General features: G+C 64.5%; 11 protein-coding genes. 10 read left to right on the top strand and 1 reads right to left on the bottom strand.

The features are described 5' to 3' along the window. Positions 1–37 precede the first annotated feature (37 nt). On the bottom strand, positions 38–3,487 hold the full coding sequence (gene mfd, locus HNO51_RS12790; protein WP_209537604.1) for a transcription-repair coupling factor: 3,450 nt from the start codon (positions 3,485–3,487) through the stop codon (positions 38–40). 233 nt (positions 3,488–3,720) lie between these two features. Between mfd and HNO51_RS12785 the strand changes: the two genes are divergently transcribed. The 10 genes from HNO51_RS12785 (at position 3,721) to sthA (ending at position 14,097) form a co-directional block, all read left to right on the top strand. Next, positions 3,721–5,184 (top strand): glyceraldehyde-3-phosphate dehydrogenase, encoded by a 1,464-nt coding sequence (locus tag HNO51_RS12785; RefSeq protein WP_197447721.1) that lies wholly within the window; start codon positions 3,721–3,723, stop codon positions 5,182–5,184. Positions 5,185–5,548: 364 nt separating this feature from the next. Further along, positions 5,549–6,898, top strand: a complete 1,350-nt coding sequence (locus HNO51_RS12780) for a Na(+)-translocating NADH-quinone reductase subunit A (protein ID WP_197447720.1) — start codon at positions 5,549–5,551, stop codon at positions 6,896–6,898. Next, a complete protein-coding gene (locus tag HNO51_RS12775; protein WP_197447719.1) occupies positions 6,898–8,124 on the top strand; it encodes an NADH:ubiquinone reductase (Na(+)-transporting) subunit B in 1,227 nt (408 codons plus the stop codon). Before HNO51_RS12780 ends, HNO51_RS12775 begins: the two co-directional genes overlap by 1 nt. After that, positions 8,124–8,936: a Na(+)-translocating NADH-quinone reductase subunit C gene (locus tag HNO51_RS12770; RefSeq protein ID WP_197447718.1), complete on the top strand. Its 813-nt coding sequence runs from the start codon at positions 8,124–8,126 to the stop codon at positions 8,934–8,936. Before HNO51_RS12775 ends, HNO51_RS12770 begins: the two co-directional genes overlap by 1 nt. Positions 8,937–8,947: 11 nt before the next feature. After that, positions 8,948–9,616, top strand: a complete 669-nt coding sequence (locus tag HNO51_RS12765) for an NADH:ubiquinone reductase (Na(+)-transporting) subunit D (RefSeq protein WP_197447717.1) — start codon at positions 8,948–8,950, stop codon at positions 9,614–9,616. 1 nt (position 9,617) lies between these two features. Continuing rightward, a complete protein-coding gene (gene nqrE / locus HNO51_RS12760; protein WP_104201866.1) occupies positions 9,618–10,235 on the top strand; it encodes an NADH:ubiquinone reductase (Na(+)-transporting) subunit E in 618 nt (205 codons plus the stop codon). Positions 10,236–10,303: 68 nt separating this feature from the next. Continuing rightward, complete coding sequence (gene nqrF, locus HNO51_RS12755; RefSeq protein WP_197447716.1) at positions 10,304–11,536, top strand: NADH:ubiquinone reductase (Na(+)-transporting) subunit F; 1,233 nt, start codon at positions 10,304–10,306, stop codon at positions 11,534–11,536. Then, positions 11,533–12,309, top strand: coding sequence for a hypothetical protein (locus HNO51_RS12750; RefSeq protein ID WP_209537603.1), 777 nt, complete (start codon positions 11,533–11,535; stop codon positions 12,307–12,309). Before nqrF ends, HNO51_RS12750 begins: the two co-directional genes overlap by 4 nt. An 18-nt stretch (positions 12,310–12,327) precedes the next feature. Beyond that, complete coding sequence (gene nqrM / locus HNO51_RS12745) at positions 12,328–12,594, top strand: (Na+)-NQR maturation NqrM (RefSeq protein WP_197447714.1); 267 nt, start codon at positions 12,328–12,330, stop codon at positions 12,592–12,594. A gap of 114 nt (positions 12,595–12,708) precedes the next feature. Further along, the gene (sthA, locus tag HNO51_RS12740; protein WP_197447713.1) at positions 12,709–14,097 is read left to right on the top strand and encodes a Si-specific NAD(P)(+) transhydrogenase; all 1,389 of its coding nucleotides are present in this window, start codon (positions 12,709–12,711) and stop codon (positions 14,095–14,097) included. Positions 14,098–14,305 lie beyond the last annotated feature (208 nt).

The raw sequence follows: 14,305 nt of genomic DNA, 5'->3' as shown, positions 1-14,305 counted from the left end.
CGGGAGTAGCGGTGCCGGATCGGGGGGCTGGCCGCCTTCAGGCGGCCTTGGCCTTGCGATTGAGGCCATCGAGCAGCTGCTCGATGGCCTGGAAGCGGGCCTCGGCGTCTTCCATCTCGCCTTCGAAGCGCAGGGTGTCGGCGCCGTCGAGCCGGTAGCGCTGCGGCTCGGCCTGGATCATCTTGACCAGCGTCAGCGGGTCGACCCGGGTCTGGCCACCGAAGATCACCCGGCCCCGCTGGGCGCCGGCCTCCAGGCGCACGATGCCCAGGCGTTCGGCGCGCTGGCGCAGGCGGGTCTGGCGCATCAGGGTCTTGACCGCGGCCGGCAGCAGGCCGAAGCGGTCGATCATCTCCACCTGCAGCTCCTTGAGCTCGGCCTCGTCGGCGGCGCTGGCGATGCGCTTGTACATCACCAGGCGCTGCTGGACGTCGGGCAGGTAGTCGTCGGGGATCAGCGCCGGCAGGTTGAGGCTGATCTCGACGCCATCGCTCAGCGGCGCTTCGATGTTGGGCGTCTTGCCGGCACGGATGGCGGCCACGGCGCGATCGAGCATCTCCATGTAGAGGGTGTAGCCGATGGCCTCCATCTGGCCGCTCTGCTCCTCGCCGAGCAGCTCGCCGGCACCGCGGATCTCCATGTCGTGGCTGGCCAGGGTGAACCCCGCGCCGAGGTCCTCGGCGGCGCCGATCGCCTCCAGGCGCTTGACGGCATCCTTGGTCATCGCCCGCGGCGGCGGGGCGAGCAGGTAGGCATAGGCCTGGTGGTGGCTCCTGCCCACGCGACCGCGCAGCTGGTGCAACTGGGCCAGGCCGAACTTGTCGGCGCGCTCGATGACAATAGTGTTGGCGCTTGGCACGTCGATGCCGGTCTCGATGATGGTGGAGCAGACCAGCACGTTGTAGCGCTTGTGGTAGAAGTCCGACATCACCCGCTCCAGGGAGCGTTCGGGGAGCTGGCCGTGGGCCACGGCGACGCGTGCCTCGGGTACCAGGGCGCGGAGACTCTCGGCGGCGGTCTCGATGGTCCTGACCTCGTTGTGCAGGTAGTAGACCTGGCCGCCGCGCAGGATTTCGCGCAGGATCGCCTCCTTGATGATCGACTCGTCGCGCTGCTGCACGAAGGTCTTCACCGATAGCCGGCGCGCCGGGGGCGTGGCGATGATCGACAGGTCGCGAATGCCGCTCATCGCCATGTTGAGCGTGCGCGGGATCGGCGTGGCGGTCATGGTGAGGATGTCGACCTCGGCGCGTAGTTCCTTGAGGCGCTCCTTCTGCGTCACGCCGAAGCGATGCTCCTCGTCGATGATCAGCAGCCCCATGTTGGGCAGCTTCATCGACTTCGACAGCAGCTTGTGGGTGCCGATGACGATGTCGGCCTGGCCGCTCTCGATGCGCTTGAGCGAATCGGCCTGCCCCTTGCCCGCGGTAAAGCGCGACACCAGCTCGATCTGCACCGCGGTGTCGGCGAAGCGGTCGCGGAAGTTCTCGAAGTGCTGTCTGGCGAGCAGGGTGGTGGGCACGAGTACCACCACTTGACGCCCCGAATGCACGGCGAGGAAGGCGGCGCGCATGGCGACCTCGGTCTTGCCGAAGCCGACGTCGCCGCACACCACGCGGTCCATGGGCCGGGGAGCGGTCATGTCGCCGATCACCGCGCTGATGGCGGCGCGCTGGTCGGGCGTCTCCTCGAACGGGAAGCTGGCGGCGAAGCGGGCATACTCCTCGTCGGGCGGGGCGCAGGCGAAGCCTTCCCGCGCCTCGCGGCGGGCATAGACGTCGAGCAATTCGGCGGCGGTGTCGCGAATCTTCTCGGCCGCCTTGCGGCGCGCCTTGTCCCACTGCTCGGAGCCCAGGCGATGCAGGGGGGCCAGCTCGTCGTCGGCACCGGCGTAGCGCGAGATCAGGTGCAGGTTGTCCACCGGAACGTAGAGTCTGGCACCGTCGGCGTACTCGAGTGCGACGAACTCCGCAGCCTGGCCGCCGGCCTCCAGGCGTTCGAGGCCGCGGTAGCGGCCGACGCCGTGGGTCTGGTGCACCACCGGGGCGCCCGGGCGCAGCTCGGCCAGGTGGCGAATGGCCAGTTCGCCCATGTCGGTGGCCTTCTCGCGGCGACGGCTCTGGCGCACCACGTCACCGAACAGCTCGGTCTCGGTGATCACGGCGATGTCGGGCTGCTCCAGCCATAGCCCGGCGCCGACCTCGCCCTCGGTGATGGCCAGGCGCGAGTCGCCCTGGCGGAAGGCGTCGAATCCCTCGACATGGGGCAGCTCGAGGTGCAGCGGGGCCAGCAGCTCCTCCAGTGCCTCGCGTCGGCCGCGCGATTCGGCGACGAACAGCACCCGCGTGCCAGCGTGCTCGTCGACGAATCGTCTCAGCGCCGCCAGAGGCTGCTTGGCGCGGGCATTGATGGTCGCCTCCGGCAGCGCGCGTGCGGCCACGGCATGGGCGTGGCGATGCTCGGGGTCCTCGGTCAGTTCCACTCGCGGGTGACGCTTGATGGCGGCGAATACCTCGGCGACGGGAAGGAAGGCGCGGTGGGGCGGCAGCAGCGGCCGGGTGGGGTCGACGCCGAGATTCTCGTAGCGGCTCTCGATGGCCGCCCAATGGTGTTCGGCGGCGGCGAAGACGTCGGGCAGCAGCGCCACGCGGGTACCGTCGGCAAGGTGATCGAACAGCGTGGCCGTCTCCTCGAAGAACAGCGGCAGGTACTGTTCCAGGCCGGGAGAGGGAATGCCCTTCAGGGCATCGACGTACAGCGGGCATTGGCGCGGGTCGACGTCGAACAGGGTCTCGAAGCCCTCGCGGAAACAGGCGATGGCGCTGCGTGACAGCGAGTACTCGTGGGCCGGCAGCAGCTCCATGCGCTCGACCTTGTCCTGGCTGCGCTGGGTATCGGGGTCGAAGCGCCGCAGGGTGTCGATCTCGTCGTCGAACAGGTCGATGCGCAGCGGGCTCTCGCTGCCCATGGGATAGAGGTCGATCAGGGCGCCACGCAGCGCGTACTCACCCGGCTCGTAGACCGTTTCCACGGCGCGGTAGCCGGCGCGCGAGAGACTCTCGCGAAAGCCCTCGCGATCCAGCCGCATGCCCACCTCGAGGGTGAGCACGCGCCCGGCGATGTAGTCGACCGGTGGCAGCCGCTGCATCAGGGTATTGATCGGTACCAGCACGATGCCGTGCTCGCCGTCCTGGAGCCGGCGCAGGGTTCGCAGCCGTTCCGAGACGATGTCCTGGTGCGGCGAGAAGCTGTCGTAGGGCAGGGTTTCCCAGTCGGGAAAGGGGAGTACCGGCACACTGGCATAGAAGCGCAGGTCGTTCTCCAGCCGCTGCGCGCTGGCGGTGTCCGGCGTGACGACCAGCAGCGGCGCGTCGCCGGCGAGGTGGGCCAGCGCCAGGGCAGCCGCGCTGCCCGGCGGGGTCTGCCAGTAGAGGGTATCGCGAGTCCCCGCTGGTCGGGGCGGATCGAGCGGCGAGAGTTTGGGCATGATGTCGTCGGGCGTTCCGTCATTCGTGTGGGCAGGCCGTCAGGCCGTTCGCAAATGCCTGGCTGAGAGCAGCAACAGGAGCAAAGGGGGATCATACCAGCCCGATGCGGCGCTTGTAGTCAAGCCGCGATTCCTGTAATCCCCCTACACCGCCTGCGACCATCCTGCGATTGCCCCAGCGAAACGCGGACGGGATAATGAGCCGGAATTTTCGATTATCAGAGAGGCTTCACGTGAGTCAGCAACCCCTCGAGACCGTCTTCCAGGAATGGCACGACAATCAGGCCCTTGCCGAACAGATGATCCCGCTGATCGGCAGCCTCTATCGCCACAACAACGTGGTCACCACCCTCTATGGGCGCTCGCTGTTCAACCGCTCGGTGATCCGTATCCTGAAGGACCACCGTTTCGTCAGGAAGGTCGAGGGTACCGAACTCTCGGTGCAGGACACCCTGCCCCTGGTCCAGGCCATGACCGAGCTAAACCTGGGGCCGGCTCACGTCGACGTGGGCAAGCTGGGCGTGGCCTTCAAGAAGCGCGGCGGCGGTGATGCCAAGGCCTTCCTGCGCGAAGAGCTCGCCGAGATCGTCGATGCCCACGACCCCAACGGCAACAACGGCCAGTCCAAGGACGTGGTGCTCTACGGTTTCGGCCGCATCGGCCGCCTGCTGGCGCGAGTGCTGGTGGAGAAGGCCGGCGGCGGCAACCTGCTGCGCCTGCGTGCCATCGTCGTGCGCGGCCGGGGCGACATCGCCAAGGACCTGGAGAAGCGGGCGAGCCTGCTGCGCCGCGACTCGGTCCACGGCCCGTTCGACGGCACCATCAGCGTCGACTACGAGGCCCGCACGATCACCGCCAATGGCAACGTGATCCAGATGATCTACGCCGACAAGCCGAGCGACGTCGATTACACCGCCTACGGCATCGACAACGCCGTGGTGGTCGACAACACCGGCATCTGGCGCGACGAGGCGGGCCTCGGCCAGCACCTCGAGTGCAAGGGCGTGTCCAAGGCACTGCTCACCGCGCCGGGCAAGGGCGACATCAAGAACATCGTCTTCGGCATCAACCATGGCGATATCGCCGAGGACGACACCATCCTGTCGGCGGCCTCCTGTACCACCAACGCCATCGTGCCGGTGCTCAAGGTGCTCAACGACGAGTACGGCATCGAGTGCGGTCACGTCGAGACGGTACACGCCTATACCAACGACCAGAACCTGATCGACAACTACCACAAGGGCGATCGCCGCGGCCGCAGCGCACCGCTCAACATGGTGTTGACCGAGACCGGGGCGGCCAAGGCGGTGGCCAAGGCGCTGCCGGAGCTCTCCGGCAAGCTGACCGGCAACGCCATCCGCGTGCCGATCCCCAACGTCTCCATGGCCATCCTCAACCTGACCCTGGGCCGCGAGACCGATGCCGGGGCGCTCAACGACTATCTGCGCCGCATGTCGACCGATTCCTCCTACCAGAAGCAGATCGACTATGTCGATTCACCCGAGGTGGTGTCGTCCGACTTCGTCGGCAACCGCCATGCCGGGATCGTCGACGCCAAGGCGACCATTGCCAGCGGCCGGCAGGCGGTGCTCTACGTCTGGTACGACAACGAGTTCGGCTACAGCTGTCAGGTGGTGCGCATCCTGCAGCACATCTCCAACGTGCGTTTCCTCAAGCTGCCGCGCGTCCAGCCCTGAGCCCTGTCGGCGCATACCCGATCGCGCGGGTCGGGATTACCTGACCCGCGTCACTGATCCGTCACTCCGGGCGGCGCTTTCGGGGCGCCGCCCCGGCTCTTCAGGACAGACGAAAAGCCCTGAAACGAGCGTCTTTCAACGCCTATTGAACCCTTTCGAAGCCAAGCGTAGAGCGGTTTTGTACCCCCTTTTGCGACCTTAGGCCGTGTGGTCTTTGGTCGCGCTTGTCTTTATAATGCTGTGGATTTTTTCGGGGTGGCCCGAATTTCCTCGGGCCTGACTGGTAACGTACTGACTCAACAAGAATTCGAATCCATTCGAACCCCTTTCCTTCGCATTTCCGATCCATCAACTGGGCGAGACTATGATCGAAGTCAAGAAAGGCCTGGATCTCCCCATCATGGGGACGCCCGAGCCGCGCATCGAGGATGCGCGACCCGTGCGTCACGTGGCTGTCCTGGGCACCGACTACGTCGGCATGAAGCCGACCATGGAGGTCCGGGAAGGGGACAAGGTGAAACTGGGCCAACTCCTCTTCACCGACAAGAAGAACCCCGGCGTGCGCTTCACGGCACCGGCTGCCGGCGAAGTCGTCGCCATCAACCGTGGCGAGAAGCGCAAGCTGCTCTCGGTCGTGATCCAGGTCGACGAGAACGAAGAAGCGGTCGAGTTTACGGCCCTCGGGCGTGATGGGCTCGAATCCCTCGAACGCCAGCGCATCGTCGACCAGCTGGTCGAGTCGGGGCTGTGGACGGCACTTCGCACCCGCCCCTTCTCGCGCAGCCCGGCCATCGACAGCGAGCCGGCCGATATCTTCGTCACCGCGATCGACACTCACCCGCTGAGCGCCGACCCCGCCATCATCATCAACGAGCAACCCGAGGCCTTCGAAGACGGGCTCAAGGTGCTGTCGAGTCTAACCCAGGGCAAGGTCTTCCTGTGTACTGCGCCCGACGCACGGATTCCCGGCGGCGACGTGGCAGGCGTTCAGGTCGAGACCTTCGGCGGCCCGCATCCGGCCGGCCTGGTCGGTACGCATATTCACTACCTGTCGCCGGTCGCCCTGCACAAGCGTGTCTGGCACATCGGCTACCAGGACGTGATCGCCTTCGGCAAGCTCTTCGCCGAGGGCAGGCTCGACATGTCACGGGTCGTCGCCGTGGGCGGGCCGCGCGCTGAGAAGCCGCGCCTGCTGCGCACGCGCATCGGTGCCAGCACCGGGGAACTGTTGGCGGGGGAAATCCTCCAACCCGAAGACACGCGCGTGATCTCCGGGTCAGTGTTCTCGGGGTTCACCGCGGAGGGCAGCCTGCGCTACCTGGGCCGCTTCCACAATCAGTTCACTCTGCTCGAGGAGGGCAACAAGCGAGCCTTCCTGGGCTGGCTGTCGCCGGGCAACAACCGTCATTCTGTGCTGGGGATCTACCTGTCGAAGTTCAAGGGGCTCTCCAACTACGCGCCCAACACCTCCACCAACGGCTCCGAGCGGGCCATGGTGCCGGTAGGTGTCTACGAGGAAGTGATGCCGTTGGATATTCTGCCGACCCAGCTGCTGCGCACGCTGATCGTCGGAGACATCGAGGCGGCCATGCAGCTTGGGTGTCTGGAGCTGGATGAAGAGGACCTGGCGCTGTGCACCTATGTGTGCCCGGGCAAGTACGAGTACGGTCCCATCCTGCGTGACAACCTCACCATGATCGAGAAAGAGGCCTGATGATGGGTATCCGACAGACGCTCGACAATCTCGAACCGCACTTCCACAAGGGTGGCAAGTACGAGAAGTGGTACCCGCTCTTCGAAGCGGTCGATACCATCTTCTACTCTCCGCCCAGCGTCACCAAGACCACGGCCCACGTGCGCGACGGTATCGACCTCAAGCGCATCATGATCACCGTGTGGCTGTGTACCTTCCCGGCCATGTTCTTCGGCATGTGGAACGCCGGCTGGTTGGCCAACAGTGCCATTGCCGACGGTTATGCCTCCATGGACGGCTGGCGCGAAGCCATCCTGATGGTGTTCGCCTCGGGCCATGATCCCGACAGCCTGTGGGCCAACTTCGTGCTCGGCGCCACTTATTTCCTGCCGATCTACCTGGTGACCTTCGTGGTCGGTGGCTTCTGGGAGGTTCTGTTCGCCGTCAAGCGGGGCCATGAGGTCAACGAGGGCTTCTTCGTCACCTCCGTGCTCTATGCCCTGATCCTGCCGGCCACCATCCCGCTGTGGCAGGTGGCGCTGGGCATCACCTTCGGCGTGGTGATCGGCAAGGAGATCTTCGGCGGCACCGGCAAGAACTTCCTCAACCCGGCGCTGACCGGCCGTGCTTTCCTCTACTTCGCCTACCCGGCGCAGATCTCGGGCGACGCGGTGTGGGTGGCGGCCGACGGTTACACCGGTGCGACCCCGCTCTCCATCGCCTTCCAGGAGGGCATGGCGGAGCTGAGCTCACAGTACAGCTGGTGGGATGCCTTCATCGGTTACCTGCCGGGCTCCGTCGGTGAGGTGTCGACGCTGGCCATCTTCCTGGGTGCGGCGGTGCTGCTGTGGACCAAGATCGCCTCCTGGCGAATCATGCTTGGCTGTCTGCTCGGCATGGTCGGGACCAGCCTGCTGTTCAACCTGGTCGGCTCCGAGAGCAACCCGATGTTCGCCATGCCGTGGTACTGGCACCTGGTCATCGGTGGCTTCGCCTTCGGCATGGTGTTCATGGCCACCGACCCGGTGTCCGCCTCGATGACCAATCCGGGCCGCCTGATCTTCGGCATCCTCATCGGCGTGATGACCGTGCTGATCCGCGTGGTCAACCCGGCGTTCCCCGAGGGCATCATGCTGGCGATCCTGTTCGCCAACCTGTTCGCACCGCTGATCGATCACTTCTTTGTTCAGGCCAACATCAAGCGCCGCATGCGGCGTGTCGGTGCACCGGCCGAGGAGACTGCCTGATGGCACAGAGCAATAACTCCATCAAGAAGATCCTCACGGTGGCGTTCGCACTCTGTATCGTGTGTTCGGTCATCGTGTCCACCGCAGCGGTGGCGCTGCGACCCAAGCAACAGCTCAACCAGGAGCTCGACCGCAAGACCAACATCCTCAGCGTGGCCAACCTGTACGAGCCGGGCATGGACGTGGAGGCGGCCTTCGGCGAGGTGACCCCGCGCGTGGTGGACATGCGTACCGGGGAGTACACCGACGAGTTCGACCCCGAGACCTTCGACCACTTCCAGGCCGCACGTGACCCGGCCACGGGGCGTACCCTATCGGGGGATCGTGACATCGCCGGCCTGAGCCGCGTCGAGAACTACGCCACCGTCTATCTGGTCGGTGACCCCGAGGATCCGGACCAGATCATCCTGCCGATCCGTGGCCAGGGCTTGTGGGGGCTGATGCGCGGCTTCATGTCGGTGGAAGGTGACGGCAACACCATCGTCGGCATCACCTACTACGAGCACGCCGAGACCCCGGGGCTGGGCGCCGAGGTCAACAATCCGCGCTGGCAGGCTCAGTGGGAAGGCAAGAAGATCTTCGCCAGCGAGGATGACGTCACGCCCGCCATTCACCTGACCAAGGGTGGCGCCGACGACGAGACCGAGATCGATGCGTTGTCCGGCGCCACGTTGACCAGTAACGGCGTCACCAACATGCTGCAGTTCTGGCTGAGCCCGGAGGGCTTCGGTGAGTACCTGGCGCGGTTCCGCCAGGGAATCGACCCGGAGGAAGCTCAGGAAGCCGACGTCGAACTCGAAGCTGAAGCTTAAGGAGCCTGAAAATGTCCGCTGTGACTCCCAAGGGCGTCCTGACGACCCCGATCTTCAATAACAACCCCATCGCCCTGCAGGTACTCGGTATCTGCTCGGCGCTGGCGGTGACGACCAGCATGAGCGTCTCGCTGGTCATGGCGCTGGCCGTGATCTCGGTAACGGCGTTCTCCAACCTGTTCGTATCGCTGATTCGCCATCACATTCCGTCATCGATCCGTATCATCGTGCAGATGACCATCATCGCCTCGCTGGTGATCGTGGTGGATCAGGTGCTCAAGGCGTTCGCCTACGAGATGTCCAAGCAGCTCTCGGTGTTCGTCGGCCTGATCATCACCAACTGCATCGTGATGGGGCGTGCCGAAGGCTTTGCCATGCAGAACAGCCCGGGCCTGTCGTTCCTGGATGGTATCGGCAACGGTTTGGGCTACGGCTTCATCCTGATGACCGTCGGCTTCGTTCGCGAGCTGCTCGGTTCCGGCAGCGTGTTCGGCTTCACCATCCTGCCGACCGTGCAGGACGGCGGTTGGTACGTGCCCAACGGCCTGCTGCTGCTGCCGCCATCGGCGTTCTTCATCATCGGCTTGATCATCTGGGCGCTGCGCTCTACCCATCCGGAGCAGGTCGAGGCGAATGAGTTCAAGATGAAGGAAAACACCCAGCCGAAGGAGGCCGTGTAACATGGAGCACTATATCAGCCTGTTCGTCGCCTCGGTCTTCGTCGAGAACCTGGCGCTGGCGTTCTTCCTTGGCATGTGTACCTTCCTGGCGGTATCCAAGAAGGTCTCGGCGGCCATCGGCCTCGGTATCGCGGTGATCGTGGTGCTGACCATCTCCGTGCCGGTCAACAACGTCATCTACAACGCTCTGCTGGCAGAGGGCGCGCTGACCTGGACGGGGATCGAAGGCGCCGAGAACATCGACCTGTCGTTCCTGGGCCTGCTCTCCTATATCGGCGTCATCGCCGCGCTGGTGCAGATCCTCGAGATGTTCCTCGACAAGTACGTGCCGGCGCTCTACAACGCACTGGGCGTGTTCCTGCCGCTGATCACCGTGAACTGCGCCATCCTCGGGGGCGTGCTGTTCATGGTCGAGCGTAACTATGGCTTCGGCGAATCCGTGGTCTACGGCCTGGGCTCCGGCGTCGGCTGGGCGCTGGCGATCACTGCCCTGGCGGGGATTCGCGAGCGGCTCAAGTACAGTGACGTGCCGGCCGGCCTGCAGGGCCTGGGCATCACCTTCATCACGGTGGGATTGATGTCGCTGGGCTTCATGTCCTTCTCGGGCATCCAGCTCTGAGTCCGGGCGCATTTCCGGCGGCGTTCGCGCCGCCGGGAAACAGGTTACACAGCAAATAGGAAACCGACATGGTTGGAACATCTATCATCTTGCTCGGTGTGTTCATGTTCACCGTGGTCGTCATCGGCCTCGTCGTGGTGATCCTGGCGGCCCGCAGCAAGCTCGTCAGCACCGGCGACGTTTCCATCGAGATCAACGGCGACCCGGAACACACCATTACCACCCAGGCCGGTGGCAAGCTGCTCAACACGCTGGCGGCCAACGGCATCTTCCTCTCCTCCGCTTGCGGTGGCGGCGGCTCATGCGCCCAGTGCAAGTGCCGGGTGGAAGAGGGCGGCGGCTCGATCCTGCCGACCGAAGAGTCCCACTTCACCCTGCGCGAAAAGAAGGAGGGCTGGCGGCTCTCCTGCCAGGTACCGGTGAAGCAGGACATGAAGATCGAGGTGCCCGAGGAGGTCTTCGGCGTCAAGAAGTGGGAGTGCGAGGTCATCGGCAATCCCAACGTCGCCACCTTCATCAAGGAGCTCAACCTCAAGCTGCCCGAAGGCGAGAACGTCGATTTCCGCGCCGGCGGCTACGTCCAGCTGGTCGCACCGCCCTACGACATCAAGTTCTCCGACTTCGATATCGAGGAGGAGTACCGTGGCGACTGGGAGAAATTCGACCTGTTCAAGATCTCCCACAAGAACACCGAGGAAGTCATCCGCGCCTACTCCATGGCGAACTATCCGGAAGAGAAGGGCATCCTCAAGTTCAACATTCGTATCGCCACGCCGCCTCCCGGTACCAATCATCCGCCAGGCTTGATGTCGACCTATGTCTTCAGCCTGAAGCCGGGCGACAAGGTGACCGTGATGGGCCCCTTCGGCGAATTCTTTGCCAAGGATACCGACGCCGAGATGATCTTCGTCGGCGGTGGTGCGGGTATGGCTCCCATGCGCAGCCATATCTTCGACCAGCTCAAGCGCCTCAAGAGCCAGCGCAAGATCTCGTTCTGGTACGGTGCGCGCTCCTGGCGCGAGACCTTCTACAACGACGAGTACGACCAGCTGGCCGAGGAGTTCCCCAACTTCGAATGGCACCTGGCCCTGTCCGACCCGCTGCCCGAGGACAACTGGACCGGTCCCACCGGGTTCATCCACAACGTGCTGTACGAGAACTACCTCAAGGACCATCCGGCCCCCGAGGATTGCGAGTACTACATGTGTGGGCCGCCCATGATGAACGCCTCCGTGATCAAGATGCTGCTCGATCTGGGCGTCGAACCCGAGAACATCCTGCTGGACGACTTTGGCGGATGATCCCCTTCGCCCTCGGGCGACACACCGGGCTGGCCCTCAGTGGGCCGGCCCGGCTCCTTCTTCCGGTTCTGATGGTCCTGGTGCTCAGCGCTTGCCGTGACCAGTCCGACGAGCATCTCATCCAGGGCACGACCCTGGGAACGGGTTACCACATCACCCTGTATGCCGACCTCGACCAGACGCAGGTCGCCGCGCTCGAGGCCGGCATACAAGGTGAACTGGCAACACTCGAACGCCAGCGAAGCGTCTTTACCCACGCGCTGGCTACGGCCTTTCGCCGCTTCTGGATAGCTACACCGGGCCTGCAGCACGAAGTGGATCGCCAGACGCATGTGCTTGCCGTCGACCGGTTGGTGCAATGGCTTGAGGAGCATCGTCCGGCCCCGGCCGCCGTGCTGGTCGAGCTGGGGGGTGTGCTGCGCGCCCAGGGGGAGTCGCCCGACGGGGGCTGGCGCCTGTCGCTCGAGCTGGCGGGGCTGCCCGGCCCCGATGGCGCACGACACCTGCGTCTCCGGAATGCCGCACTGGTGCATCGCTTTGCGCGGCAGGAGCGGGTGCCGCTGCTCACGTTGACGACCCCGCTGGCGGTGAGCGTCATCGCGCCGAGCGCCAGTGAGGCCATGCACCAGGCCAGCCGGCTGATGCAGGCCGATCCCGAGCATGCGCTGGCGCTGGCCGAGAGCATGGATAGTGCCGCCAGGGTCGTTGTCAAGACACCACAGGGTATCGAAATTCAACATACCGCGGCCCTCGAGCCTTGGCTCGAGCCCTAGCCGCCTGGAGGATGAGCAATGAGCACTTTTCTCGTCGTATTGGGATTCATGCTGCTGATCATGGCGGCCATGGCCATCGGCGTGATCATGGGGCGCAAGCCCATCGCCGGTTCCTGTGGCGGGCTCAACAAGCTGGGCCTCAAGGAGGGTTGCGACATCTGCGGTGGCAAGGACGAGGTGTGCGAAGAGGAAAACCGCAAGCGCAAGGGTGAGTCGGTCAGTGCGCGCCGTTCGAGCGACGAGAGTCGTGGCGCCGACCTCGGCTACGATGCCACTCGCCGTTAACGGCCTCGGATTCTGTCGATCGCCGGATCAGGCATCGCTCGAGATACCGTGTTGCAGCCGTAGCCCCGGAAGCCGAGAACCAACATCGACAAGGCAAAGGAGACGCAACAGCCCATGGCAGTCCATAACTACGACGTGGTGGTGATCGGTACCGGACCCGCCGGCGAGAGCGCCGCCATCAACGCCGCCAAGCACGGCAAGCGGGTGGCGGTCGTGGAGAAGCAGCCGGTCCTGGGGGGCAACTGCACCCACTGGGGGACCATCCCCTCCAAGGCGCTGCGCCACCAGGTGAAGCAGATCATGCAGTTCAATACCAACCGCATGTTCCGCGACATCGGCGAGCCACGCTGGTTCTCCTTTCCCAGGGTCATGGAACGCTCGCGTATCACCATTGATCAGCAGGTCGAGATGCGTACCAAGTTCTATGCCCGCAATCGCATCGATCTGTTCAGCGGGGTGGCTCGCTTCAAGGATGAGCACACCCTGCTGGTGCGCGACCAGGAGGCGCTGGAGGAACTGGTGGCGCAGAAGATCATCATCGCCACCGGCTCGCGTCCGTACCGGCCCGCGGACATCAATTTCCGCCATCCGCGCATCTACGACTCCGATGGCATTCTCAGTCTCTCCCACACGCCGCGCACGCTGGTCATTTTCGGTGCTGGCGTGATCGGCTGCGAATACGCCTCGATCTTTTCGGGGCTTGGCGTCAAGGTGGACCTGATCAACAGCCGCGACCGCTTGCTCTCGTTTCTCGACGACGAGATCAGCGATGCGCTTTCCTACCACCTCCGCAAGCATGGCGTGCTGATCCGCCACAATGAAGAGTACGAGCGGGTCGAGGGCGACGAGTCGGGGGTGGTGGTCTACCTCAAGTCGGGCAAGAAACTGCGTGCCGACGCCTTCCTGTGGGCCAACGGCCGCACCGGCAATACCGATGAACTTGGCCTGGAGAACATCGGCCTCGAAGCCAACGGGCGCGGCCAGCTCCAGGTCGACGACCATTACCGTACCGCCATCCCGCATATCTATGCCGCCGGTGACGTGATCGGCTGGCCGAGTCTGGCGAGCGCCGCTTACGACCAGGGGCTCAACGCCTGCGACGAATTGCTCGAGCGCGACTATCGCTTCGTCAATGAGGTGCCGACGGGCATCTACACCATTCCCGAGATCAGCTCATTCGGGCGGACCGAGCGTGAGCTCACCGAAGCCAAGGTGCCCTACGAGGTGGCGCAGGCCTTCTTCAAGGATACCGCTCGTGCCCAGATCACCGGCGATACGGTGGGCATGCTCAAGATCCTGTTTCATCAGGACACCCTGGAGATCTTCGGGATCCACTGCTTTGGCGACCAGGCCTCGGAGATTGTCCACATCGGCCAGGCGATCATGCAGCAGAACGGCGAAGCCAATACCCTCAAGTACTTCGTCAACACCACCTTCAACTATCCTACCATGGCCGAGGCCTACCGGGTGGCGGCACAGAATGGGCTGAACCGGGTGTTCTGACTCTTCCGTCCCGCTCCAGGCCCCTCTGCTTCCACGTGCCGGTCGCCGTAACCGGCACGTGTACCTACCGTCATGGGCCACCCTGCAACGCCCAAGGAAGCGTTTCCCACGCTGACACCCGGCCAGTACGCCACCGCTCTAGGGGCATAGCGCTGGGCTCGCAAAAAAGCATGAGAAAAATGATATACGCAGCGCTGCGCGAGCTGTG

The sequence above is a fragment of the Billgrantia sulfidoxydans genome, from assembly GCF_017868775.1.
GTDB lineage: Bacteria > Pseudomonadota > Gammaproteobacteria > Pseudomonadales > Halomonadaceae > Halomonas > Halomonas sulfidoxydans.
The sequence above is the reverse complement of the archived record's forward strand: the minus strand, read 5'-3'. Positions and strand labels throughout refer to the sequence as shown.